This window comes from Rickettsia tillamookensis (assembly GCF_016743795.2).
Classification (GTDB): Bacteria; Pseudomonadota; Alphaproteobacteria; order Rickettsiales; family Rickettsiaceae; genus Rickettsia; species Rickettsia tillamookensis.
The window spans coordinates 392,188-415,642 of record NZ_CP060138.2 but is presented as its reverse complement, the minus strand read 5'-3'; the positions used below and the strand labels follow the sequence as shown (position 1 = coordinate 415,642).

The following is a 23,455-nucleotide window of genomic DNA, read 5'->3' as shown; positions in this document are numbered from 1 at the left end:
ATTTATAAAATTGATAACATAAATTAATAATAAGTTGCACTTCACTTTCTTATTTACCGTATAAAGCAAAAATTCCTATTGACTTTTATTTTAAACAGTATAGATTTCTTTACAATTTAATTTTTTATAAAGAATTTATGCTCGGCTATGAAAAGGAACAAAGAAGCTTAACACGTAATCAAAAGGAAGCGATAGGGTTATTATCTATCGGTACATTTCTTGAATATTTCGACCTTATGCTATATGTCCATATGGCAGTGCTTTTAAATGAGTTATTTTATCCAAAGGCTGATGCACATGCCTCAGCACTATATGCAGCAGCTGCTTTCTGTTCCACTTATTTGTTAAGACCATTTGGAGCTTTAATATTTGGATGGATAGGTGATAATATAGGCAGAAAAAGTACGGTAGTAATAACTACTGCTATAATGTCTATTTCATGTATTGCTATGGCTACTCTTCCTACTTATGCACAAATTGGTGTAACCGCTGCATGGGTAGTAACAGTATGTCGTATTGTTCAAGGTATATCATCAATGGGCGAAGTAATAGGAGCTGAGCTTTATATAACTGAAATAACAAAACCACCAATACAATATCCAGCTGTTGCAATAGTTACTATTTTTTCGAGTATAGGAGGATTTGCTGCTTTGGGGATTGCCGATCTAGCGATAAATGGAAGTTTTAATTGGCGTATTGCCTTTGTAATAGGTGCAGTTATTGCTATTATAGGAGCGATTGCTAGAACCCATCTTCGTGAAACTCCTGAATTTGTTGATGCAAAGCGTCAATTAAAAAAATCTCTAGAGTTAGCTTCACAAAAAATTAATATCAATACAGAGAAATTAGAAGATAATCTAGCATGGAAAGAAAAAGTTAAGCAAAAGAATTCTTTAGCTTTATTTTTTATACAATGTGCATGGCCTATATGTTTTTATATTACTTATTTTCACTGTGGGAATATACTTAAAACTAATTTTAATTTTACCTCAGAAGAAGTTATTCATCAAAATTTTATTGTTTCAATATTTCAAGTTTTAGGCTTTGCAATATGGACTTATTTAAGTTGTTATGTATATCCTTTAACACTTCTTAAATACAAAGTAGTAATATTCACGTGTATTACTCTTATTTTCCCTTATGCTTTAAACATTATAACCTCTTCTTCTGCATTATTAATAATACAAATATTATTAGTAATATTTTCTTTAAGCTATTCTTCAGCTATGCCTATTTTTTACAAACATTTTCCTGTATTTAAGCGTTTTACTTATGCAAGTTTTATATATGCTTTATCAAGAGCTTTTATATATATAATTACTTCATTCGGGTTAATTTATCTTACAAAATATTTTGGTAATTGGGGAATACTTATTGTAACTATCCCTGTAGTTATAGGGTTCATTTGGGGTATTTTCCATTTTGAAAAATTAGAAAAAGAAACAGGTAATTATTCTATTAAAACACTTTATAATTTGGGGTTTCAGAAAATACAATAGATAAACTTTGATAACATATATTAGTTAAATATTTTGTAACTTGCGGCATTTCTAAGTACATGCTAAAAATTAGAAAGCTTACCAAGCTTTCTTCAATAATCTTTTTAGCTTTTTCAGGTGATTTAGCACCTAAAGTTTGTAAATTATGCATTCTGTCAAAGAACTTTATTAATACCGTATCATGTCGTTTCTCATTAATTAATAGATTTAAGCTTTCCTCTGCACTAATCTTTCCATATGGTTTGATTCTAGTTAAACCCTCTACGTGCTTTGCTACTTCCAGTCCAAAAATTGCGGTTATCATTTCTTCGGTAAGTTCTGTATCTTCAATAGTATCATGCAGTAAAGCAGCTTGCAGCATAATAGCATTATAAAGCTTAGGAGCTTCTTCGGCTACAAACTCTGCAAGCATAATCGCTACTTCAATCGGGTGAGAATAATAAGGATCGCCTGATTGACGCAACTGCACACCGTGATACTTGCGAGCGTAGTAGATACCTTTTTTAACTTCTTCTATATCAACAGGATTTTTTACTTTAGTATTTAAATATTCGATTTTGTGTAATAGTTTTTTAGCGTAAACGCAAGTTTCAAACTTTTCTTTCCAAGAGCTTAAATCTTCCATAAAAGTCATTTCTTATTTTTATTAATAATTAGTTGATTACAATTAAAGTAAAAATTTGAAAATTGCAATAATAAATAGTTTTTTAATCCTAAGGAAGCATGATAATTTTAACTCTTTGGTATTTAAGCAACTTTATTCTGTTTTATTAATATTATTAAGCTTGTCTACTAAAAATCTTCTTTATATTATTTTTTCTAACAACATTATGAACTTATCTTTATTATCACCTAAATAAGATAAAAGATATTTTTCAGTAGAAAGTTTATTAATCTATTTTTTTAGGAAAACGATCACTTACAAGATTTAAAATAATATTATGCTTTAAAAATGCCTTAGCTCCGGCAAGTACTAAGGTAAATCCTTCGGTTGAAGAAATAGCCTGCTCTACCACTTCATTAGCATCGCCTATAAAACCGGTATTTGTAATAGTAACAAAAGTTTCTTCTGAACTAATCGAAGTAAACTGCCATTCTACTAATGTTGGAGTTTTATACGTATCCCATTCCATAAGTATTTTTTTATTTTTTTCAATTTCCTGCACGTTAATTTGAGCTGAGAAGCTGTACATTTCCCAGGTCCAAGTGATTTGTTTCTTAACTTCTAGTCTATCGCTGCTTTTAGTAAACCAAAATTTTGAGGTAATATTAGGATTTATAAAAGCTTCAAATACTTGGTCAATTGGTTTACGAATAAGCATTGCTGCTTTCGCAGTTGGTTTTAACTGATTTATATAAACATTATTATTAATAGTCATTTTTAAAAACTTTTTTTAAATTATTACATTGTATAAATATCGTAGCCTATAGTAGTAAGATTTATTTTATTTTCAACTTATTTTTTATCAATCATACAAAAACATAATTTGGTTAGAGGTTGTATAATCGATACGTCTATCTATATGTAGAAAGTTTTTGTGAATACCGACGGACCAACCGACGCTCCAAGCTAAAGCCATTAGGTTACCTCGATAATTAGAGTCTGTAGTAGCAATATCAACGGCACAGCAACCTTTACCACTATGGTGAGGATAGTCGTAGATATGAAAAGAGTTCTTAGCTCCTTTTATTTTGGTATTATACTCACGTGATCTGCAACCTGAAACAACCGGCATGGATTTACCGAATATAGTACGTAGTTCAATTAATTTCTCTGCGAATCCTTCAGCTAGTACTATTTTACCGGTTTGTTTACAGGCAAGTTCGGAATGAGTAAAGTAAGGAACATAATATTTTTTGCTTAACTTTTTATACATAGAGTTTTTCTTAAATAATAACTCCAAGAATAACCAACACTAAGTCTTTATAATTTTTTCACTATTTTTACTATTATTACGATATGTAGTTAACAAAAATACAACTAATTAATAATATTTATTAATTTTTTAGTTAACGATTATTGAATAGCTAGTAATAAGTTAATAAAATGAAACTATAAGTTTATAAAAATTAAGCAGATTAGACTTCCTGCATAAGTTATCTTATAAAGAGGAATTTGAAGGAGACACGGAGCACAGAACCGCAGCGTACATAGAGGTACGTGAGGATTCGAGCACCGGATCGACGTACAAATTACCTTTAGAAGTAATTTATGCAGGAAGTCTATTATAGGCTTTAAAAAGTCTTTAATATTTAGGTTATTATGCAAGTTGATAAAGAATCAAATAATAGTGAATACTGGTATTTGTTGGGTAAATCTCAAATATATATGGAACCAGAAAAAGCATTAGAGTCATTTAATAAAGCAATAAAGCTAAAACGTGACGATGCTTTATTCTACTTTAATAAAGGAATAGCTTTAGGATTATTAAATGAAAACGAAGAAGCGATTAAAGCTTATAATAAAGCGATAAAATTAAATCCTGATAATCCTGATTATATTTATATTAAAGGAGCAACTTTATTAATTATCATTAACAAACTTATTGAAAAACAACAATTTGAAAAAGCTGACAAAATATTAAGAGATAAAATATTTAATAAAATAAATGATAATTACACAAAGGAAACTTTATTTACCCTTGCAGGAATATGTTTATTTCATAGAAAAAAATATCAAAAGGCACTTATTAAGTTAAATCAAGCCTTAACTTTAAACCCTGAATCTTCTAGTGCTATTAATTTTAAATTAAGATGCTTAAAAGAATTAGGCTTTGCAAATAATCAGCTGCCTAGAAATATAAATAATATAGAGATGCTATTAGATAAAGCTTTAAGTTTACTAAATGAAAAAAAGATTGAAGAATCAGAAAGATTTTTTAGAAGAATCCAAAGATTAGGTATAAAAAATAAAGAATTACAAATATGCTATCTTTTTATAAGGGCAATACATCTAAGTGATCAGAACAAATACTATGAAGCACTTGCTTCTATAAATGAGGCTTTAGAATTTAAAATTGAATATGAAAAACTAAATTTATATAGACATAAAGCCGTATTACTAAATTTAATAGGAAAATATAAAGAGGCAATGGATTGCTGTAATTACGTTTTAAAGCACGGAGCAGGTCAAATATCAGAGAGAAACAGAGGAATAATACTCGCAGCAAAAGCTTTTAGCTATGCAAGCCTTGGGGATATAGAAGAAGCTAAAGAGCTTGTTAAAATTTTGCCTCCTGAATTAAATCCATCATATAATAAAGAAGAAATAGAAGAAAAAGGTAAATTACTATATTTCCCTTCTTAGGTTCTATTTAGGTTGTATTTTTACAATAAGATTTAGAACAAATAGAAAAAAAAATAGTTAATTGTTTGACTGTTTGTTTAAATAATATTAACCTTTAACTTAGCAACTTAAATAATATTCTTAACAATTGATATATTTTGAGCCAATATATTAAAGATTTTAGGATAATTAATAGGTTTAAATACTATTAAAAAATATTCCAATGGCAGACGATAAAGATGATGCTCAGGTTAAAAATGAGCTTGGAGCAATTAAGGCTCAACTTACCGCTACTGCGAACCCTGCCGAACTTGCACGTTTAGCAAGTGCCGCCGCAGGTCTAGCGGCTAGTACTAATAATCCTGAACTACTAGAACAAATTAAAGGCGTACAAGCTGCAATTAGCAAAAAAGAAGAAACTGCCGAGCAGAATATCTCTTCTAAAATAGCTGCTGAGAATTTAGGAACGCTAGAACAGCAAGACCCTGAGGTTGTGCGTAAGCAGCAGGAACATGAGGAAAGGGGAGCAAGAATAGAAAAGAATTGGGTTGAATATGAGAAAATTGAAAAAGATTTCCGTCAGCAACTAAAAGAAAATAGTGATTTTCTTGATCAAGTAATTAATAGTCCTGAATCCTTGACCGAAGAGCAGAAAAGGCTAGCCCGCGGGGAATATGCAAGTGAAGAAGAAAGACTGGAAGCTGAACGAAAAACACAACAATATATTAATGGTGCAAAATTATCTTATGAACTTCAAAAAGACTTTAATCACTCCATTGAACATGAAAAAGAACAGATAAAAGATATTAAGAAGAAGATAGAAGCAGAGCCCGACCCTCAGAAAAAAGAAGCTTTATATCAAAAACAACAACAACATCAAACAAGTATTGATTCTCACCAAGAAAAACTAGACAAACAAATTAATCCAGCCCTTGCTGAATTAGACCAAGAAAGACACAAGCTTATTAAATCTGCAGAAAAACATCCTGAATTAGTAAAAAATCGTATAAAAGAACATTTCAAAGGTAGTATTGATAGATATAAAGATATGACAGCTAAAGACCCTAACCATAAGGGCTTAGAAGAAATGTATCAATTAGTCAAAAAAGCCGGACTTGAAAAAGAGTTAGGAATTGAAAAGGAAATGGAAGAATACCAAAAATCTAATACAGCTAAAATTGAAACTTCAGAAAAAATTACTTCCCTTACTAATCAAAAAGAACCGGCTAAATCTCCTCCAGTCAAAGAAGAGCCGGTACTTGCTGCTCAAGAAAAATACGGCAAAAATAATATCCCACGGGAAGTAAAAAATAATATTACTGAGAAAAAAATAGTTAAGCTTGGCTACGAAAATGATTTACAAGCAATTAAAGGTAAATTACCTGCTATTCAAGCATCACAAGCAAAATCAGTCCAAATAGCTTCACCAACACCTACTCCGGCAATTGGGAAATTTGCAGCTCGAGAAGCAGCAATGGCTAAAAAAAATGAAGGAAGGAATATATGAAATTTAAATTCAAAAGGGTAAATGTACCGAACAATGATCAAAGCGGTATTAATACATATCTATCTAATAAATATTTTTATAAAGCTAATCTTAAAGAAATTCTAGCGTGTTATGAAGAACGTAGAAAATGTGAAACACATGAAGCATATAAAACTGATACAAATTTACGAGAGGTATCAGACGATGGGAACAAAGATACTTCTTGGAATTTATTTTTAAATCTTGTTATAGGAATTAAAGAGACTGCATATTACTTGGCAGCAAGTTTAATACATGGTTATGGTATAGTTAAAAATGAGTTTCTAATGTATCTAACTATGGCTATTGGTGTAAAGCTAGGCGATAAACAAACAATAGAACTTGTGGGAGGTGAAAATATACCGAATCAAGCACAAAAACTTGCTGATAAATGTATCGAAAAAATAAAATTTCATGCAGCAGAAGTAAGAAACAGAGAAATAAGCTGGGAAGAGATAATGGCACGCGGTAAAGATTTTGATTATTTAGTTAAAAAAGATTCAGGACACTCTTATTGTGATTCAATACCGAACCAAGGTACGGTAATGAAAAAGTGGTCGGTATATGTCGAGCCGATAATTGAACCCTTAGGGCAGCACCCTCAAGAAAAGTGTTCGGTGTCATTCCTGCGAAAGCAGGAATCCATTATAAAGCAAAATAAATCGAGCTTTTAATTTCAAAAATTTGCTGTATTTATACTTTTTTTTTGGATTCCTGCTTTTAGCTAAGAATGACATAAAGAGCATTTACCGGTCCACGCAACAATGCCTCTACAGGAATAACACCTTGAACGTCCGCACAACACAGTGCTAAGTTGCACTTCATTTCCTTATTTATCGTGTAAAGCGAAAATTCCTATTGACTTTTATATAAAACAGTATAGATTTCTTTACAATTTAACTTTTATTAAAGAATTTATGCTAGGCTATGCACAAGAACAAAGAAGTTTAAATAGAGAACAAAAAGAAGCAGTAGGATTATTATCTATAGGTACGTTTCTTGAGTTTTTTGACTTTATGCTTTACCTACACATGGCTGTGTTATTAAATGATTTATTTTTTCCAAAAGGAAATGCACGTGTAGCTGCTCTTTTAGCTGCTACTGCTTTTTGTACCACTTATGCTGTCAGACCCTTAGGAGCATTGGTATTTGGGTATTTAGGAGATAGAATAGGACGTAAGTCTACTGTTATAATTACAACAAGTATGATGGCGTTAGCATGTTTTACAATGGCTAACTTACCGACTTACGCACAAATAGGCATTACAGCTTCTATTGCTATAACAGTCTGTCGTATTCTTCAAGGTATGTCTTCTATTGGTGAAATAATTGGAGCAGAACTTTATATTACAGAAATCACAAAACCTCCTATACAATATGTTGCCGTAGCATTAATCGAAGTAATCGCAGTTTTAGGAACTACTGCTGCTTTAGGCATTGCTTTTCTTGTTACTTTTTTGGGGCTTAATTGGAGGTTAGCTTTTTGGTTTGGAACAATAATTGCAATAGTTGGTATAGTCGCAAGAACTACCCTTAGAGAAACTCCAGAATTTATTGATGCTAGACTACGAATTAAGAAAAAATTAGAGCTTGCTTCTGTAAACGAAGAGAATCTAAAGGATAATATTGTTTATAAAATTAAAGTTAATAAAAAAACAGCTTTATCTTATTTCCTTTTAGATTGCTTTTGGCCTTTATGTGCATACTTTACTTATTTTTACTGCGGAGGTATTTTAAAAAACTCCTTAGGCTATACAGCAGAACAAGTTATAAGCCAAAATTTCATAGTATCTTTATTACAATTATTCTCATGGATAATACTAATGCAACTAAGTTATAAAATATACCCATTAAAGATATTAAAAATTAAATTTTTTATTTTTATACCTTTTGTTTTGCTTATTCCTTTCTTGATGACTAATGCTACTACTCCTTTTTATATATTTTTAATTCAATGTTTCTGTGCTATGTTTGCCCCAGCTACTACTCCAGCACTACCAATTATTTTTAAAAATTTTCCACTTTTTAAGCGTTTTATTAGTACAGGAATGATATACGCTTTATCGCGTGCAAGCATTTATATTGTTAGTTCATTTGGACTTATATATTTAACAGAGTATTTTAAGTATTGGGGTTTACTATTTATTATGATACCTATAGCTATTGGATATTGGATATTGGATTGGACTACGTCATTTTTATAAGCTCGAGTCAATGGCTGAAATTGATCATTAAAATAAAATTCTCTGTACTTATATGAATTTTTTATTCCTAAATATTCAAAACATAATACACTTAATTTTTCTTCAGCTTTATGTAAGCCAAGGTATATACCTAAAGTTACAAAATTAATTAAAGTTTCTTCTATAATCTTTTTAGCCTTTTCAGGTGACTTAGCACCTAAAGTTTGTAAATTATGAATCCTATCGAAGAACTTTATTAATGCTGTAGCATATCTTTTTTGTTTAACTAACAAATTTAAACTTTCCTCTGCACTAATTTTACCATATGGTTTGATTCTAGTTAAACCCTCTACGTGGTTTGCAACTTCTAGCCCAAAAATTGTAGCTATGACTTCTTCGGTAAGCTCTGTATCCTCAATAGTATCATGAAGTAGAGCAGCATTTATCATGTTAGAGGTAAAAAGCTTAGGGGCTTCTTCAGCTACAAACACCGCAAGCATAATCGCCACCTCAATTGGATGCGAATAATACGGATCGCCTGACTGACGCATTTGCGAACCGTGATATTTACGGGAATAGAAAATGCCTTTTTTAACTTCCTCTATATCGACAGGATTTTTTACTTTAGTGTTTAAATATTCGAGTTTATCAAGTAGTTTTTTAGCGTAAGCACATAATTCAAACTTTTCTTTCCAAGAGCTTAAATCTTCCATAAAAGTTATTTTCTTATTTTTGTTAATAATAGTTGATTACAATTATAGTAAAAATTAAAAAATTGCAATAACAAATAGCTTTTTAACTTTAAATATATTGATAACCTTTGGTTAAATTGTATTTAAGCAACTAATCATTAAGTTATAACATGTACTAAGTTGCACTTCATTTTCTTATTTATCGTGTAAAGCGAAAATTCCTATTGACTTTTATATAAAACAGTATAGATTTCTTTACAATTTAATTTTTTGTAAAGAAACTATGTTGGGTTATGCAAAAGAACAAAGGATATTTGGTAGAGGTCAAAAACAAGCTATAAGTTTATTGTCTATAGGTACTTTTCTTGAATATTTTGACTTGATGTTATATGTTCATATGTCGGTGCTTCTAAATAAAATATTTTTCTCTCCTGATAATACTTACTCTGTAAAAATGCTATCAGCTTTTGCTTATTGTTCAACTTTTGTATTTAGACCGTTTGGTGCTTTAATATTCGGTTGGCTAGGTGATAATATAGGGCGTAAACCAACAATTATTATTACAACTATATTAATGGCTTGTACTTGTATAGGTATGGCTATTCTTCCTTCTTACGAAGAAATAGGTTTTTCTGCTACAGTATTGGTTACACTTTTCCGCACTATTCAAGGTATTTCATCTGCGGCAGAAGTTACAGGGGCTAAACTTTATATTACAGAAACAATAAAACCTCCTTTGCAATATCCTGCAGTGACATCAATTACAATTTTTGGTACATTAGGAACTCTTGCAGCTCTTGCCGTTGCAGCTCTTGTAACTTCGATAAATCTTAATTGGCGTTATGCTTTTTTATTTGGAGCATTTGTTGCCATCACCGGTACTATAGCACGAACAACATTGAAAGAAACCCCTGATTTTGTTGATGCTAAAAGACGAATTAAATCAAATATTGAAAAAATGGGTTTAGACCCCAAACAAATCGAAAATAATAGTTTTGTAAAGGAAAAAACAAATTCCAAGATTTTATTAGCATACTTTTTAATACAATGTACATACCCAGTGTGGTCTTACTTCGGTTATTTTTACTGTGGAAATATATTGACTGAAGATTTTGGATATAATCCAGCTGAAGTTATCCAGCACAATTTTTATATCTCAATTGGTGATGTTTTAGGTTCTATACTATTAACATATTTGAGTTACAAGATTTATCCCTTAAAGATATTAAGAACTACGTTTTATGTTCTGTTAATATTTCTTTGTTTTTCACCACTTATAATGCAAAACTTGACACCTCATTATATAATGTTAACTCAATTATATTTTCTTATATTCGCTCCTACCGCCACCCCTGCTACATCAATTTTCTATAAACAATTTCCAATTTTTAAACGTTTTACGCATACTAGCTTTGTATTCGCTTTATCTCGTGCATTAATGTATATCATAACATCATTTGGTCTTGCCTATTTAACAGAATATTTTGATTACTGGGGGGTATTAATAATTATGGTACCGGTAACAATAGGCTATTATTTCGGGCTACGTCATTTTGAGAATTTAGAAAAGAACAGCGAGCATCAGATTTAATAATAGTTTTGTTGCCATTGATAAATTCATTACATATATTGAATAATTTTTCTTCTATACTGTGTATTTCCAAGCGGGCAGCAACAACTAAAAAATCCGTTATAGTTTCTTCTATAATTTTTTGTGCTTTTTCAAGAGATTTAGCTCCTAGAGTTTGCACATTATGTATTCGATCAAATAATTTTATAAGTGCCGTATTATATCTTTTTTGCTGAATTAATAGATTTAAACTTTCTTTAGCGGTAATTTTACCATAAGGTTTGATTCGCGTTAATCCCTCTACATGTCTTGCTACTTCTGGTTCAAAGATCTCAGCCACCATCTCTTCAGTAAGTTCTGTATCTTCAATAGTATCGTGAAGCAAAGCGGCTTGTAGCATAATATCGTTATAAAGCTTAGGAGCTTCTTCGGCTACAAATTCAGCAAACATATAAGCCACCTCAATAGGATGAGAGTAATAAGGTTCACCCGATTTACGCATTTGTAACCCATGATATTTACGAGCGTAGTAGATGCCTTTTTTAATTTCCTCTATATCAACAGGATTTTTTACTTTAGTGTTTAAATATTCGAGTTTATCAAGTAGTTTTTTAGCGTAAGCACATAATTCAAACTTTTCTTTCCAAGAGCTTAAATCTTCCATAAAAGTTATTTTCTTATTTTTGTTAATAATAGTTGATTACAATTATAGTAAAAATTAAAAAATTGCAATAACAAATAGCTTTTTAACTTTAAATATATTAATAACTTTCGGTTACATTGTATTTAAGCAACTTCATTCGGTTTTATTAGTTGCTTTAGCTTCTTGTTCCTGCTGTAATTTATATTCTGCTGCTTTTTCTTCTACATAATTTAAAAAGAAATAAGTAAAAGTTAAAAAACTAGTAAGAATAATAGCAAATGTTATTAATATTAATTTAAGCTCTTTCCTTGCGTTTTCAGCTTTTAATCTCTTTTCTTCCTCTTCATCAATATAAGATTCAGAGATTAAAATTTCTTCTTCTTTATTTTCCATATTTTAACTCTTTTAAATTAACTTATATATGAATGATAGAGCTTAATTATCACCTGAGAGAAGTAATCTATAGAAGTAATTAAAATAAGTCAATAACTATAATTGTTGATTGTAATAATTATATATTTAATAAATCTTCTTTCTCTAAAATACTGTACGTTCTATTTGACGACCTCTAACGATTCTTTCTAGTTTTTTAACATAGAACAAATAAGCTTGATTCATATTTAGAGTTAGTAGCAGACGTGGTTATAACTGGAGAAGAGTTTGCACGTAAGAAATCGCAGTTAAAAGAGCGTCAATACGAATTAAACGAGTTAATTAAAAGTTATGACAAAGCAGACGATAAGTTTTCTAAAAAGCTTTTAGACTTTATAAATGTAATGACAAACGCATATGAAAATTTCAAAGGTTCGACGATTGACGAAAAAAGAGAATTTTTAAATTTTGTGTTTGCGAACCTAGAACTGAAAGGCTGAAACCTTGATTACTCCTTGGCTCTCCCGTTCAATAAACTACAAGAAGTAGCCAACTGTACGGAATGGCTCCCCGGGCCGGACTCGAACCAGCGACCGAACGGTTAACAGCCGTTTGCTCTACCACTGAGCTACCGAGGAACGTAGTAAGTTTCTAAAAAATTTTAGATATAGCATATTTTAGAAAGCTTCAGACAAGATGAATTTAAAGGCGAGCCTGCACAGCGTACAAAAGTACGTGAACACAGGCAAGATCTGCAAAATTCGCTTGTATCAAGCTTTCTAAAATATGCTGTAACTTCTTATAACAAATCTTTTCTATAACGTCTAGCGTTTTCTTTATATAAAATAAAAAAAGTTTTACTCATCCCCAATTTTTAACGCTGCGATAAAAGCAGATTGTGGAATTTCGATATTACCGTACTGTCTCATTCTCTTTTTACCTGCTTTTTGCTTCTCAAGAAGCTTACGCTTACGGCTTATATCACCGCCGTAACATTTAGATAAAACATCTTTACGTAGAGCCTTAATAGTCTCACGGGCAATAATACGGCTACCGATACTTGCTTGGATTGCTATGTCAATCTGCTGCCTTGGAATTAAATCCTTTAACCGCACGCATAACGCCCTACCCCTCTGCTCGGCACGTGAGCGATGTACGATTGTGGACAGTGCATCAACCGCCTCTGCGTTAACCAAAATCCCAAGCTTAACAAGTTCAGAAGGTTCATAAACATCCATTTGCCATTCAAAACTTGCATAACCTTTAGAGCAGCTTTTTAAACGATCGTAGAAATCGTAAACTATCTCATTTAGCGGTAATTTATAAATTATTTTAGCTCTATTTGCTATATAGCTATGATCGAGCTGCACCCCTCTCTTTTCCGTACAAAGCGATAATACCGCACCTAAAAACTCATCAGGTACCATTATAGTTGCTTTAATCCACGGTTCTTCCATCGATTCGATTTTTTGCAAATCAGGCAAATCTGCGGGGTTATGAATCTCTAAACTTTCACCGTCCTGCATATGGATTTTATACACCACACTTGGGGCAGTGGTGATTAAATCTAAATCGAATTCCCTACTTAAACGCTCTTGTATTATTTCTAAATGTAGTAGCCCTAAAAAACCGCATCTAAAGCCTACCCCGAGTGCTGACGAGCTTTCCATTTCATACTCAAAACTAGCATCATTAAGGCGTAATTTAGCTAGCGAATCTTTTAGATGTTCAAACTCTGCACTATCTGTTGGATAAAGCCCGCAAAAAACCACTGGTAAGTTCGGCTTAAAACCGGGTAGTGCTTGCTCACAAGGTTTCCTCTCATCAGTGATAGTATCCCCGACTTTACAATCCGCTACCTGCTTTATAGAAGCAGTAAAGAAACCAATTTCACCTGCATACAAAACATCAGAAATATGTTTTTTCGGAGTAAAATATCCAACATTCTCAACGGTATAAACCGAGTTTGTTGCCATCATTTTAATCCGCATATTCTTACGCAGAGTTCCATCAATAACACGTACTAGAATAACTACGCCGAGATACGGATCATACCAACTATCAACAAGCAAAGCTTTCAAAATATCGGAATTACTTTCTTTTGGCGGAGGTAATTTATTTACTATAGCCTCTAAAACCAAATCAATACCTATACCGCTTTTGGCAGAGATTAGCACAGCCTCACTTGCATCGATTCCTATTATATCCTCTATCTGCTGCTTGACTTGCTCAGGTTCTGAGGCAGGCAGATCAATCTTATTAAGCACCGGCACAATCTCGTGATCATTCTCGATTGCTTGGTAAACATTGGCAAGCGTTTGGGCTTCTACTCCTTGTGTACTATCAACTACTAACAGCGACCCTTCACAAGCAGCCAAAGACCTGCTAACTTCATAAGCAAAATCGACATGCCCGGGAGTATCCATCAAATTCAAATAATAGGTATTACCGTCTTTAGCCTTATATACAAGCCGCACTGTTTGTGCTTTAATAGTTATACCTCTCTCTTTTTCGATATCCATAGAATCTAACACTTGTTGGCTCATTTCTCTAGCTTGAAGTCCGCCGCAATGCTCAATTAACCTATCAGCTAATGTAGATTTACCATGATCAATATGGGCAATTATTGAGAAGTTCCGTATATATTTTTGATTATTCATAATTATTGTGATATAATTTGCGTTTGTTTATTACCTGTCATCCCTACGAATGTTGGGTGCTGCTAAGAATGAAGTGCAGCATGTTTCAGAAAGCTCTAGACAAGATGAATTTAAAGGTGAGCCTGCGGAACGTACAAAAGTACGTGAGCACAGGCGAATCCTGCAAAATTCGCTTGTATTGAGCTTTATGGAATGTGCTGTACAATATATAACAAAATCGAAATTTATAACAGGAAAAAATAATGCGAGCCGAAATAGAAAATTATGTAAAAAAAATTGAGCAGTCTTTAGAGCTACTTTGGAGGTCACTTTGACGTTGAATCATCAACTGAAAGACTAAAAGAGTTAGAAGAGTTAACAGCCGATCCGAGTTTATGGAATGATCAGGCTAAAGCACAAACATTATTGCGAGAAAAAAGCAATTTAGAAGAAAAACTAAATGCTTTTAATAAACTCAAATCTAATTTAAAAGACGCTTTAGAACTTGAAGAAATGGCTGAAGCCGAAAACGATTTAGAAACACTTTCACAAGTTGAACAGGATTTTAAAGGCTTAAGTATAATTGCTGCCAAATTTGAAACGGAATGCTTGTTTTCAGGTGAAGCAGACGGTAATAATTGCTTTTTAGAGATTAATGCCGGAGCAGGAGGAACTGAAAGTCATGACTGGGCATCTATTATGATGCGTATGTATTTACGTTTTGCCGAAAGACTCGGCTTTAAAACCGAAATAATAAACATGATTAACGGCGAAGAAGCAGGTATTAAATCATGCACGATTAGAATAATAGGTAAACGTGCTTACGGGTGGTTTAAGACCGAAGCAGGAGTTCATAGGCTGGTGCGTATTTCTCCGTTTAATGCGGCAGGTAAAAGAATGACCAGCTTTGCAAGTAGCTGGGTATATCCCGAAATTGATGATAGCATAACGATTATTATTGATGATAAGGATTTACGAATTGATACTTATAGGTCATCAGGAGCCGGAGGGCAGCATGTTAATACTACAGATTCAGCAGTGCGTATTACTCATTTACCGACTAATACGGTAACGCAGTGCCAAAGTGGTAGATCGCAGCATAAAAATAAAGACGAAGCAATGAAAATGCTAAAGGCAAAACTTTACGAATTAGAATTACAAAAACGTGCCGATAGCGTTAACGAACAGAATGCTGCTAAAACCGATAATAGCTGGGGGCATCAAATTAGATCATATGTTTTACAACCTTATCAAATGGTGAAAGATTTACGTACCGATTATGAAACTTCTGATACTAAAGGAGTACTTGACGGCGACCTTGAAGAATTTGTTTCCGCAAGCCTTGCTATGAATGCGGGTGGCTTGTCATTCCCGCGAAAGCGGGAATCCATAGAGAAATAAACATAAATTTAGAGTTTTAAAAAATTTTTCTAGATTCCCGCTTTCGCGGAAATGACATAAGAGATTGCAATAATATGAAAAACTGTAAAAGTTTTAACATAGCTATTTCTATAATTATTATAGGTGTAGTTTCATTTTTAGGATTCCAAAATTACCAAAAATATTCTCAAGATAAACATTTTGAGCAAATAATTAGCAATTTAAATAATCTAGAGTTTGATTCTGCTAATGAAAAAATCCGCAAGAATTTTATTTCTGAAATACAAAATATTTATGCAACCGAAAATCCTGAAATAGATAAGAATATTAAATATGTATGGGTTTTATCCGCAAGACATTCTTATACAAAAATACTGATTAATTCCGATGCTCAAAATGCCGATGCTATAGATAAAGAAGACGGCTATAATAGAGTAAGGCTCGGTATAGAAATTGCAAGAGAAGTGGCAGCTAAAAAGCTTGATAAGCAGGAATCTAACTTAACATCCGAAGAATTACAAAAATACGGTCCTGTAATCTTATTTAACGGCGGAGCTTATGATAATAGTTTACTAAAAGAAGCTCTAGATAAAAATGAAATCATGGATTATCCGAAAGAAAATTTTTATATTTTTACATTACCGGAAAATCAAACCAATACCGGTGGGCAATTTAAAACTCTATATAAGGAACATGAAGACGGTAATATTGACTTAAATAACGCCGAAATTGCTATTGTTACTCATGCTTATCATTTTCCTCGTGTTACCAGGTATTTTGACAACAAACCGAATTTTGACTTCTTCTTCAATCATAACACTAAACCTATCATTTTCCTAGTTGACCGGAAATTTGAAGCCCCCGGTATTTATAATGATTTAAAACAAGAATTACTCAAATTACCTAGCTATATAGAGAAAGGTTTTGTTTCAGAGAAATAAAATTTTGGTAAAATAATAAGTCATTACTAATGTTAATTCGTTTCTATAGCAAAAGAGATTGAATATAATTCAATCTCTTTTGCTATAGGTTCTTGCATACAGAAGATTAAATTATTTATAAAGAGAAAACTTTTTAGTGATTTGAGAAACTATATCCCACTTCCCAAAAAGAACAGCCGAATAATAAATATGTTCTTCTTCTGTTTTCTTTGCAATATTTTCTATTTGTTCTAAATATGTTCCTCCGGTCATACTATCTACAAATGCTAGTTGCATAACTTTAGATTCTTTTGCTGCAAGAATAGCTTTTTTTATCTCATTTAATTTACCGCGTAAGATAATATAAGGCATCCCCGAAACTTGCCAATTATTACCGCTTGCATCAATATTAGCTTGTAAAAAACAAGTGGGTTGTCCAAGTAAAGCACCGACTGCTAGAGAAGCATGAGCTACTGCATTCATAGCAACCCCAATATCAATGTCTTTATTTACAATAATAACTAATTTATTTTCAAAACTCATTTTTTCTCCTATAACAAAATGTTATAGTAAGTATACAGTTTTTTAAACTAAAAGAAATATTTTTTAAGCTGTATTTTTAAAGTTCATCTAGTATACTTCCATAATTTGCTGAAAGTACGCTGACCGAAGTAAAAACTAATAATCCCCGCAAAAATAGTTTGATCTTCTATGCTCCATAATATATCTAGATACTCCACTAGCAGAGCAGAACTTTTTAATGATTTATATTGAACATATTTAACTCCTCCATACATTGCAAAAAAGCTATAGGCAAGCACCGGTCTTACCGAACCGTTTAAAGCATCAACCCAGCTAACACCTGATTTATATGTTGAATAAAGAGAATATTGCTCTGCCATTTCTTGTGATATGGTAAGCTCTGTAAAAGTTTTAGACTGATTGAGTTTGTTATTAGCAATTTGACGATCTAAAATATTTATCTCATGTTTTTTGTCGTTAATATCTTTGTATATTTTTAAAATTTCAGGAATGATAGAGCTAATAAATCCTGTTATCGCCGCAAATAAAGTAATCATAAATACCTATCCATATAAGTTTTAGGATAAGTATAGCAAAGATAAGTCATTATACTAAGAGAGGGGAGTTGTTGTGTAGGTCGAAAAACCTGCTGAGTGTCATACCGTGGCTTGTCCACGGTATCCAGTAAAACAACTAAAAATACTAATATTATTAGTATTTTTAACTGAATCCCGTGAATAAATCACGGGATGACAACAAAAAAACCGAGCCATGCAACAACGCCGGCTTGACAACACAGTGAACTACTTTAAATTAGACCAAATGCGGTTTTTTGCAATATAGAAAAAGATAGTAAACACTACTAAAAACATCATAACTTTAAGACCCATAGATTTACGATGTTCCATTTCCGGCTCAGCTGTCCATTGCAAGAATACCGCAACATCGTGGCTCATTTGCTCTACGCTTGCATGAGTACCATCCATATAAGTCACCTGCCCGTCTGTAAGCGGTGGCGGCATTGCTATTTGTTCCCCCGGGAAATACGGATTATAATGAGCTCCATTCATTAGCTTAAAGTCTGTCGGAGGTTCAGTATAACCGGTAAGCAGCGAATATATATAATTAGCTCCATCATGACGTGCTTTTATTATCAGCGATAAATCAGGTGGATGTGCTCCGTTATTAGCTGCCCTTGCTGCTTGTTCATTAGGGTAAGGAGATACAAAACGATCAGATGGAAGAGCGGGACGGTCAAACATCTCACCGTCATCATTTGGACCGTCTTTTACCGTATAGCCTTTAGCAATCTCTTTTATCTCATCATCTGAAAAACCAATATCTTTAAGATTTCGATAATATAGATTATTCAAACCGTGGCAAACGCTACAAACTTCTTTATAAACCTGAAAACCTCTTTGTGCTGCTTCACGATTAACTGTGCCAAATACGCCGTCAAACGACCATTTCATCTTTTTTGGATGTAACGCTTCTTCGCCCGCAAGGCTTAAAGAAGAGGCTAATAATATGATGATAGAAATAAGTAGTTTAGTTTTCATAAGTTTTTTTTATATCTTCGTGACGATGTCATTCCTATGAGGCATTGCCAGCGTGGATCAGTTTTTTTGTTGTCATCCCGTGATTTATTCACGGGATCCAGTTAAAAATACTAATAATATTAGTATTTTTAGTTGTTTTGCTGGATACCGTGGACAAGCCACGGTATGACAATTATTACTAGATTCCCGCTTTCGCAGGAATGACATAGAACCATATCCTTGCAACGACAACACCTTTTTATAACTCCTCCGGTAGCGGTAGCGGCTTCTCATATTTACCTATCAGCGGCAGAGCTACTAAGAAATGGAAAAAGTAATAACAAGCAGCAAAGCGGCTAATTGTAATATACGGCTCTTCTGCCGGCTGTCCGCCTAAATAACCAAGCAATACACAATCTGCCATAAATATCCAAAAAGCTATTCGATATATCGGTCTATAATTGCTACTTCTGACTTTTGAAGTATCAAGCCACGGTAGTAAGAATAACACGAATATACTTCCGAACATTAATAACACCCCGCCGAGCTTAGAAGGTACAGCTCTAAGAATCGCATAAAACGGTAGAAAATACCATTCAGGTACGATATGAGCAGGCGTAACTAAAGGATTTGCCGGAACGTAATTATCGGGATGTCCTAAATAATTAGGTTCGTAAAAAATAAAATAAGCGAATATTATGAAATAAACTCCGAAACCGACAAAATCCTTTACGGTATAATAAGGGTGGAAAGGAATAGTGTCTTTAGGGCTTTTAACGTCGATACCTTTCGGATTATTTGAACCATGCTGATGTAAGGCTACTAAATGTAGCATCACGAGAGCAACAATAATAAACGGCAATAAATAATGCAGTGAAAAGAATCTATTTAATGTTGGGTTATCAACAGAAAAACCACCCCATAACCACGTAACTATGGATTCCCCTATTAGCGGAATAGCCGAGAATAAATTAGTAATTACCGTAGCACCCCAGTAGCTCATCTGTCCCCAAGGAAGCACGTAACCCATAAAGGCAGTAGCCATCATGGTTAGAAAAATGATAATACCGATATGCCAAAGCAGTTCCCTAGGAGCTTTATAAGAGCCGTAATACAAACCTCTTGCTATGTGTAAGTATACGGCAGCAAAAAACATCGATGCACCTACCGCATGAGTATAACGCAGTAACCAGCCGTAATTAACATTACGCATGATTCTCTCAACACTATCGAAAGCATGATCAACATGCGGCGTATAATGCATAGCAAGTACCACACCAGTAATGATCTGAATTACTAACGCAATACCAGCAATAGAGCCTAAATTCCATAAATAGCTAAGATTTTTTGGAGTTTGATAATGACTAAAATGCTTTAGGAACGAAAAAATAGGTAAGCGATAATCTATCCATTCTACAATAACATTAGGCTTTTTAGGGGTAATATCTTCATTCATAAATAACTACCCGATTCTAATTTTTTTATCGCTAATAAAGGTATAAGGCGGCACTGCTAAATTTAAAGGAGCAGGACCTCTTCTAACCCTACCTGAAGAATCATATTGTGAGCCATGGCATGGACAGAACCATCCATCATACTCACCTTGATTAGCAAGCGGCACACAACCTAAATGCGTGCAAATCCCAATTGTTACAAGCCAATTATCATGCCCTGCTTTCACACGTGCTTCATCAGTCTCAGGATCAATAAGCTCCGACATCTTTACGGCTCTTGCTTCAGCTATTTTATCAGGAGTACGGTTCGTGATAAAAACCGGTTTACCTTGCCATTTAACCGTAACTGTTTGCCCTACCGCAATATTTGATAAATCAACCTCAATTGATGATAAAGCTAGCACGTCTGCGGAAGGGTTTAAAGAATCAATAAGAGGCCAAAGAGTACATGCTACCTCGACCGCTGCAACACTACTAGCCGTTAGAACCATAAAATCACGACGTGTTGTTTGTTTGTTTTTATTATCTTCAGTATCCGACATATAATATTAAAGTGACATAAATTAACGATTATTATTACTACCGCTTTGGGTATTATTAAGATTATTTGGATTTTCTAGTTCTTCATAAGGATTTATTATAGGACGTTCAGCGTCTGCAGCACTATCTGCTTGTTTTGGCGTAAGCTTATTTATTTCATCTTCTAAAACTTTTGCTCCTGTTCCTTCTTCATGCTCATATTTTCCAGGATTACTTAAACAATTCCAAAAACTAACTAAATGATTCCAATTAGGACCAAGTTTTGTAGTACAATTTTGAGCAACTGCTTTAGTTGTATCTAATATCTCGACTGTAGTTTCAGTAAAATAATCTATAAACCCAATTTTTTTTAAGCCCAATACTGTATAATATAAAGTAATTAAGGAAGCAACTGCTATAATCAAATACCATTTAGTGATAATAGACCACAGAAAAAATCCCATAGGATTTGCTGCAATTAACCTTCGTAAAGCCTGCCACATATATTTTTCTCAAAAAAATTTATTAATAATATTCATCTTTATTTTATATCACTACATTAGTAAAAATAAAGCAAAATCACGTAATATTATAAATATTTTTAATTAAATAGGAACTCAAGAAGAATGAAATCGGTAAAAATACTAAATTAATTCCTATCATAATAAAAATTAATTGTAAGTTATTATCTTGTAATATTAAGCCCGTCATTATAATATTCGGAATTAATAGCGGCATGATAAACGTACCGACAAAGTTAGCATTCTTCTTAAAATAACATTGCACGCTACCGGATAAAACTACTAAACTACTTGATAAAACTAACATCATCCATACGCTAATAAAGAAAAATATTATCTCAAGCAAAGTTTGATCAAAAAAAACATAAATAATGGGTAAAACAAAAACCAGCCCTACCGTACTACTGATAAATATAGCAAAAAATTTAGCTAATATAATTTTTTCATAACTAACAATTGATAATAATAACTCTAAGCTTCCGTCTTCCAAATCAGATTTAAATATAACCGCAGAAAAACCGATTAATGAAATTAATAAACAAATTACCGAAAAAATTAAACCGAATTTGTTAATATCTCTTTCACTGTTAATTAAAACAGTACTAATTATGCAAAATAAAAAAAATATAACTATATATTTAATTATATTATTAATGCGATTCTGCACTATAAATTCACGCTTAATTAATACAAATAGATTATTCATAATTATTAAATACGTTGTAAATTAAGTACATTATTGCAGAAACTGTTAAACCTATACCAATTTCAACAATAACTATAGCGATATGCTGAGCAAGTAGCTTATCATTGATAAAATTTGTTAGTGAATAATAATTTAAATAATTATCGTTAAAAAAGAATGATATTGTTCCTACAATTGCATATATTGCTACACCTAAAACAGCAATACAAATTAGCACGTTAGGAGGAAAATATCTGCTTAATTTTCGATTACCGTAAACTAAATCATAAGCAATAAGGCTAGATGCAAATATAACACCTGCTTGAAACCCACCACCCGGCGAAGACTCACCGTTAAGCTGAATATATATACTATATAAAATTATATAAGGTATTATAAAACTAGTGATATATTTTATTATCGGGTATGCTTTGAGTATAGTGTCATTCCTTTTACCATTTATGTCATTCCCGCGAAAGCGGGAATCCACTTCTTCAAATTTCTTTGAAAATACCAATAATACAGCAATTCCCGCAATTAAAATTACACTAGTTTCACCTAAAGTATCATAAGCACGGTAGCTTGCAAGAATAGCCGCAACAAAAGAAGGTACACCTATATCTCTAGAGGTATTTTCGAGATAATATTTACTTGAATACATATGAATAGGAGCATTATCATCACCGTAATTCGGTAATTCTAGCCCCATATAAGCAAGAGTTACTACAAACAATAAACATATTAAACTTGCGGGAATAATATTAGTTCTATCAATATTCTTTAAATCAGGAGGTAATTTACGTAACAAATTCAAATATACGCATGTTGATAAGCAAGCTCCAAGTGCTGCCTCGGTCATTGCAACATCAGGAGCATCCATAATAAGATAAGATACACCTATTAATAAGCTAAAGACAGAGGAAGCAATCACTGCCGCTAACAAATCTTTAGCAAAAATTATTTTTATAGATATTAAAATCAATAAAAAAGCAATTAAGTTAAGTAGGTAATTGCCGAGATCAAAATTTAAAGCTGTTTTTACTTCCATATGGTTGTTAAAATTTAACGTCATTGCACACGACTGTAAGGAGCGTGGCAATCTCGTCAAATATTCTGAGATTGCTTCGTCAATTACTTCGTAATTTTCCTCGCAATGACGGTACTCCTAATTTTCATAAATAAAGATGCTTTACCGAGTGCATGGGTTGCTACTGGATTTAGTAGAAAAATCAATAAAGCCGCTAAAATTAATTTACCGGAGTTAACAATATCTGCTTCAATGCACGCAAAACCTATTAAGCAAACAGGCACTCCAAAACTCTCAATAACACTTGCTGCATGTAATTTAGTATAAAAATCAGGAAATCTAAAAAAACCGATTATCCCTGAAAATATAGCAAATAATCCAATAATTACTAATAATATTCCGATATAGTATAGTGTCATTTTTGTTAATCTTATTAATTATTTAGCATTGATAGACGAAGATCAACTTCAAAAAGAGCAA

The 23,455-nt window shown here is 32.6% G+C and carries 24 protein-coding genes, 1 tRNA gene and 4 pseudogenes; 12 read left to right on the top strand and 17 right to left on the bottom strand.

The features are described from left to right. Nucleotides 1–137: 137 nt before the first annotated feature. Nucleotides 138–1,499: an MFS transporter gene (locus H6P87_RS01975; RefSeq protein WP_202069822.1), complete on the top strand. Its 1,362-nt coding sequence runs from the start codon at nt 138–140 to the stop codon at nt 1,497–1,499. Here H6P87_RS01975 and H6P87_RS01970 read toward each other — a convergent pair. The 3 genes from H6P87_RS01970 to H6P87_RS01960 all read right to left on the bottom strand — a co-directional run bounded on the left by H6P87_RS01970 (nt 1,459) and on the right by H6P87_RS01960 (nt 3,376). Then, nucleotides 1,459–2,124 carry an HD domain-containing protein gene (locus H6P87_RS01970; protein ID WP_202069821.1) on the bottom strand — a complete coding sequence of 222 codons (666 nt, stop codon included), beginning with the start codon at nt 2,122–2,124 and terminating at the stop codon, nt 1,459–1,461. The genes H6P87_RS01975 and H6P87_RS01970 overlap by 41 nt on opposite strands. 265 nt (nt 2,125–2,389) lie before the next feature. Further along, on the bottom strand, nt 2,390–2,878 hold the full coding sequence (locus H6P87_RS01965) for an SRPBCC family protein (protein WP_202069820.1): 489 nt from the start codon (nt 2,876–2,878) through the stop codon (nt 2,390–2,392). A gap of 87 nt (nt 2,879–2,965) precedes the next feature. Next, nucleotides 2,966–3,376, bottom strand: coding sequence for a D-Ala-D-Ala carboxypeptidase family metallohydrolase (locus H6P87_RS01960; protein ID WP_202069819.1), 411 nt, complete (start codon nt 3,374–3,376; stop codon nt 2,966–2,968). A gap of 202 nt (nt 3,377–3,578) precedes the next feature. On the opposite strand from H6P87_RS01960, the pseudogene H6P87_RS01955 reads away from it, so the two are divergent. The 5 genes and pseudogenes from H6P87_RS01955 to H6P87_RS01935 all read left to right on the top strand — a co-directional run. Next, nucleotides 3,579–3,713 (top strand): annotated as a pseudogene (locus H6P87_RS01955) (palindromic element RPE1 domain-containing protein); the annotation flags it as partial. 49 nt (nt 3,714–3,762) lie between these two features. Continuing rightward, entirely contained in the window at nt 3,763–4,806 is a 1,044-nt protein-coding gene (locus tag H6P87_RS01950; protein ID WP_202069818.1) for a tetratricopeptide repeat protein, read from the top strand. A gap of 202 nt (nt 4,807–5,008) precedes the next feature. Further along, complete coding sequence (locus H6P87_RS01945; protein WP_202069817.1) at nt 5,009–6,292, top strand: hypothetical protein; 1,284 nt, start codon at nt 5,009–5,011, stop codon at nt 6,290–6,292. After that, a complete protein-coding gene (locus H6P87_RS01940) occupies nt 6,289–6,984 on the top strand; it encodes a hypothetical protein (protein WP_202069816.1) in 696 nt (231 codons plus the stop codon). Before H6P87_RS01945 ends, H6P87_RS01940 begins: the two co-directional genes overlap by 4 nt. Nucleotides 6,985–7,227: 243 nt before the next feature. Next, a pseudogene (locus H6P87_RS01935) lies at nt 7,228–8,349 on the top strand (MFS transporter); the annotation flags it as partial. Nucleotides 8,350–8,387: 38 nt separating this feature from the next. On the opposite strand, the gene H6P87_RS01930 reads toward H6P87_RS01935, so the two are convergent. After that, complete coding sequence (locus H6P87_RS01930) at nt 8,388–9,206, bottom strand: HD domain-containing protein (protein WP_246438017.1); 819 nt, start codon at nt 9,204–9,206, stop codon at nt 8,388–8,390. Nucleotides 9,207–9,468: 262 nt separating this feature from the next. Here H6P87_RS01930 and H6P87_RS01925 point away from each other — a divergent pair, with 262 nt between their 5' ends. Then, the gene (locus tag H6P87_RS01925) at nt 9,469–10,776 is read left to right on the top strand and encodes an MFS transporter (RefSeq protein WP_202069814.1); all 1,308 of its coding nucleotides are present in this window, start codon (nt 9,469–9,471) and stop codon (nt 10,774–10,776) included. Here the strand turns inward: H6P87_RS01925 and H6P87_RS01920 are convergent. Both H6P87_RS01920 and H6P87_RS01915 read right to left on the bottom strand, forming a co-directional pair. Then, entirely contained in the window at nt 10,694–11,419 is a 726-nt protein-coding gene (locus H6P87_RS01920) for an HD domain-containing protein (RefSeq protein WP_202069813.1), read from the bottom strand. The two genes, H6P87_RS01925 and H6P87_RS01920, sit on opposite strands and share 83 nt — an antisense overlap. Before the next feature lie 132 nt (nt 11,420–11,551). Beyond that, entirely contained in the window at nt 11,552–11,791 is a 240-nt protein-coding gene (locus H6P87_RS01915) for an RP671a family tick cell line-upregulated protein (RefSeq protein ID WP_039594906.1), read from the bottom strand. A 245-nt stretch (nt 11,792–12,036) separates the two neighbouring features. Between H6P87_RS01915 and H6P87_RS01910 the strand changes: the two genes are divergently transcribed. Further along, entirely contained in the window at nt 12,037–12,270 is a 234-nt protein-coding gene (locus tag H6P87_RS01910; RefSeq protein WP_202070180.1) for a hypothetical protein, read from the top strand. 63 nt (nt 12,271–12,333) lie between these two features. Here the strand turns inward: H6P87_RS01910 and H6P87_RS01905 are convergent. Then, a tRNA-Asn gene (locus H6P87_RS01905) sits at nt 12,334–12,408 on the bottom strand. A gap of 33 nt (nt 12,409–12,441) precedes the next feature. Here H6P87_RS01905 and H6P87_RS07475 point away from each other — a divergent pair. Further along, nucleotides 12,442–12,582 (top strand): annotated as a pseudogene (locus H6P87_RS07475) (palindromic element RPE3 domain-containing protein); the annotation flags it as partial. Nucleotides 12,583–12,627: 45 nt separating this feature from the next. Here H6P87_RS07475 and lepA read toward each other — a convergent pair. Beyond that, a complete protein-coding gene (gene lepA / locus H6P87_RS01900; RefSeq protein ID WP_202069812.1) occupies nt 12,628–14,430 on the bottom strand; it encodes a translation elongation factor 4 in 1,803 nt (600 codons plus the stop codon). Nucleotides 14,431–14,479: 49 nt separating this feature from the next. On the opposite strand from lepA, the gene H6P87_RS01895 reads away from it, so the two are divergent. The 3 genes and pseudogenes from H6P87_RS01895 (at nt 14,480) to H6P87_RS07260 (ending at nt 16,506) form a co-directional block, all read left to right on the top strand. Further along, nucleotides 14,480–14,710: a palindromic element RPE3 domain-containing protein gene (locus tag H6P87_RS01895; RefSeq protein ID WP_246438015.1), complete on the top strand. Its 231-nt coding sequence runs from the start codon at nt 14,480–14,482 to the stop codon at nt 14,708–14,710. Next, nucleotides 14,673–15,810, top strand: a protein-coding gene (prfB, locus tag H6P87_RS01890; RefSeq protein ID WP_410528056.1) for a peptide chain release factor 2 whose coding sequence is annotated in 2 segments (ribosomal slippage) — nt 14,673–14,735 and nt 14,737–15,810 — 1,137 coding nt in all. Because the reading frame shifts where the segments join, the coding sequence is not laid out codon by codon here. The genes H6P87_RS01895 and prfB overlap by 38 nt, the downstream gene beginning before the upstream one ends. Before the next feature lie 515 nt (nt 15,811–16,325). Further along, nucleotides 16,326–16,506, top strand: a pseudogene (locus H6P87_RS07260) (hypothetical protein). 335 nt (nt 16,507–16,841) lie between these two features. Here the strand turns inward: H6P87_RS07260 and H6P87_RS01880 are convergent. From H6P87_RS01880 to H6P87_RS01835, 9 genes are all read right to left on the bottom strand, one after another. Further along, nucleotides 16,842–17,252: a DUF2000 domain-containing protein gene (locus H6P87_RS01880; protein ID WP_202069810.1), complete on the bottom strand. Its 411-nt coding sequence runs from the start codon at nt 17,250–17,252 to the stop codon at nt 16,842–16,844. Between the two features lie 83 nt (nt 17,253–17,335). Further along, entirely contained in the window at nt 17,336–17,788 is a 453-nt protein-coding gene (locus tag H6P87_RS01875) for a hypothetical protein (RefSeq protein WP_246438009.1), read from the bottom strand. Nucleotides 17,789–18,034: 246 nt separating this feature from the next. Continuing rightward, nucleotides 18,035–18,790, bottom strand: a complete 756-nt coding sequence (locus H6P87_RS01870) for a cytochrome c1 (RefSeq protein WP_202069809.1) — start codon at nt 18,788–18,790, stop codon at nt 18,035–18,037. Nucleotides 18,791–19,028: 238 nt separating this feature from the next. Next, nucleotides 19,029–20,225: a cytochrome b gene (locus H6P87_RS01860; RefSeq protein WP_202069808.1), complete on the bottom strand. Its 1,197-nt coding sequence runs from the start codon at nt 20,223–20,225 to the stop codon at nt 19,029–19,031. Nucleotides 20,226–20,231: 6 nt separating this feature from the next. Next, on the bottom strand, nt 20,232–20,765 hold the full coding sequence (petA, locus tag H6P87_RS01855) for a ubiquinol-cytochrome c reductase iron-sulfur subunit (protein ID WP_202069807.1): 534 nt from the start codon (nt 20,763–20,765) through the stop codon (nt 20,232–20,234). A 21-nt stretch (nt 20,766–20,786) separates the two neighbouring features. Then, on the bottom strand, nt 20,787–21,245 hold the full coding sequence (locus H6P87_RS01850; RefSeq protein WP_202069806.1) for a DUF2670 domain-containing protein: 459 nt from the start codon (nt 21,243–21,245) through the stop codon (nt 20,787–20,789). A gap of 76 nt (nt 21,246–21,321) precedes the next feature. Next, nucleotides 21,322–21,969, bottom strand: coding sequence for a heme exporter protein CcmB (locus H6P87_RS01845; RefSeq protein WP_202069805.1), 648 nt, complete (start codon nt 21,967–21,969; stop codon nt 21,322–21,324). After that, nucleotides 21,962–22,996 (bottom strand): DUF4040 domain-containing protein, encoded by a 1,035-nt coding sequence (locus H6P87_RS01840; protein ID WP_410528055.1) that lies wholly within the window; start codon nt 22,994–22,996, stop codon nt 21,962–21,964. The genes H6P87_RS01845 and H6P87_RS01840 overlap by 8 nt, the downstream gene beginning before the upstream one ends. 83 nt (nt 22,997–23,079) lie before the next feature. Beyond that, nucleotides 23,080–23,394 carry a Na+/H+ antiporter subunit G gene (locus tag H6P87_RS01835; RefSeq protein WP_202069803.1) on the bottom strand — a complete coding sequence of 105 codons (315 nt, stop codon included), beginning with the start codon at nt 23,392–23,394 and terminating at the stop codon, nt 23,080–23,082. Nucleotides 23,395–23,455 lie beyond the last annotated feature (61 nt).

Coding starts and splice junctions, on each gene's coding strand:
- H6P87_RS01835 (WP_202069803.1), bottom strand. CDS start 23,394: ATGACACTATACTATATCGGAATATTATTAGTAATTATTGGATTATTT.
- H6P87_RS01945 (WP_202069817.1), top strand. CDS start 5,009: ATGGCAGACGATAAAGATGATGCTCAGGTTAAAAATGAGCTTGGAGCA.
- H6P87_RS01875 (WP_246438009.1), bottom strand. CDS start 17,788: ATGATTACTTTATTTGCGGCGATAACAGGATTTATTAGCTCTATCATT.
- H6P87_RS01860 (WP_202069808.1), bottom strand. CDS start 20,225: ATGAATGAAGATATTACCCCTAAAAAGCCTAATGTTATTGTAGAATGG.
- H6P87_RS01845 (WP_202069805.1), bottom strand. CDS start 21,969: ATGAATAATCTATTTGTATTAATTAAGCGTGAATTTATAGTGCAGAAT.
- H6P87_RS01965 (WP_202069820.1), bottom strand. CDS start 2,878: ATGACTATTAATAATAATGTTTATATAAATCAGTTAAAACCAACTGCG.
- H6P87_RS01970 (WP_202069821.1), bottom strand. CDS start 2,124: ATGGAAGATTTAAGCTCTTGGAAAGAAAAGTTTGAAACTTGCGTTTAC.
- H6P87_RS01930 (WP_246438017.1), bottom strand. CDS start 9,206: ATGGAAGATTTAAGCTCTTGGAAAGAAAAGTTTGAATTATGTGCTTAC.
- H6P87_RS01960 (WP_202069819.1), bottom strand. CDS start 3,376: ATGTATAAAAAGTTAAGCAAAAAATATTATGTTCCTTACTTTACTCAT.
- lepA (WP_202069812.1), bottom strand. CDS start 14,430: ATGAATAATCAAAAATATATACGGAACTTCTCAATAATTGCCCATATT.
- H6P87_RS01975 (WP_202069822.1), top strand. CDS start 138: ATGCTCGGCTATGAAAAGGAACAAAGAAGCTTAACACGTAATCAAAAG.
- H6P87_RS01915 (WP_039594906.1), bottom strand. CDS start 11,791: ATGGAAAATAAAGAAGAAGAAATTTTAATCTCTGAATCTTATATTGAT.
- H6P87_RS01920 (WP_202069813.1), bottom strand. CDS start 11,419: ATGGAAGATTTAAGCTCTTGGAAAGAAAAGTTTGAATTATGTGCTTAC.
- H6P87_RS01880 (WP_202069810.1), bottom strand. CDS start 17,252: ATGAGTTTTGAAAATAAATTAGTTATTATTGTAAATAAAGACATTGAT.
- H6P87_RS01870 (WP_202069809.1), bottom strand. CDS start 18,790: ATGAAAACTAAACTACTTATTTCTATCATCATATTATTAGCCTCTTCT.
- H6P87_RS01950 (WP_202069818.1), top strand. CDS start 3,763: ATGCAAGTTGATAAAGAATCAAATAATAGTGAATACTGGTATTTGTTG.
- H6P87_RS01895 (WP_246438015.1), top strand. CDS start 14,480: ATGTTGGGTGCTGCTAAGAATGAAGTGCAGCATGTTTCAGAAAGCTCT.
- H6P87_RS01850 (WP_202069806.1), bottom strand. CDS start 21,245: ATGTGGCAGGCTTTACGAAGGTTAATTGCAGCAAATCCTATGGGATTT.
- H6P87_RS01925 (WP_202069814.1), top strand. CDS start 9,469: ATGTTGGGTTATGCAAAAGAACAAAGGATATTTGGTAGAGGTCAAAAA.
- H6P87_RS01840 (WP_410528055.1), bottom strand. CDS start 22,996: ATGGAAGTAAAAACAGCTTTAAATTTTGATCTCGGCAATTACCTACTT.
- H6P87_RS01940 (WP_202069816.1), top strand. CDS start 6,289: ATGAAATTTAAATTCAAAAGGGTAAATGTACCGAACAATGATCAAAGC.
- petA (WP_202069807.1), bottom strand. CDS start 20,765: ATGTCGGATACTGAAGATAATAAAAACAAACAAACAACACGTCGTGAT.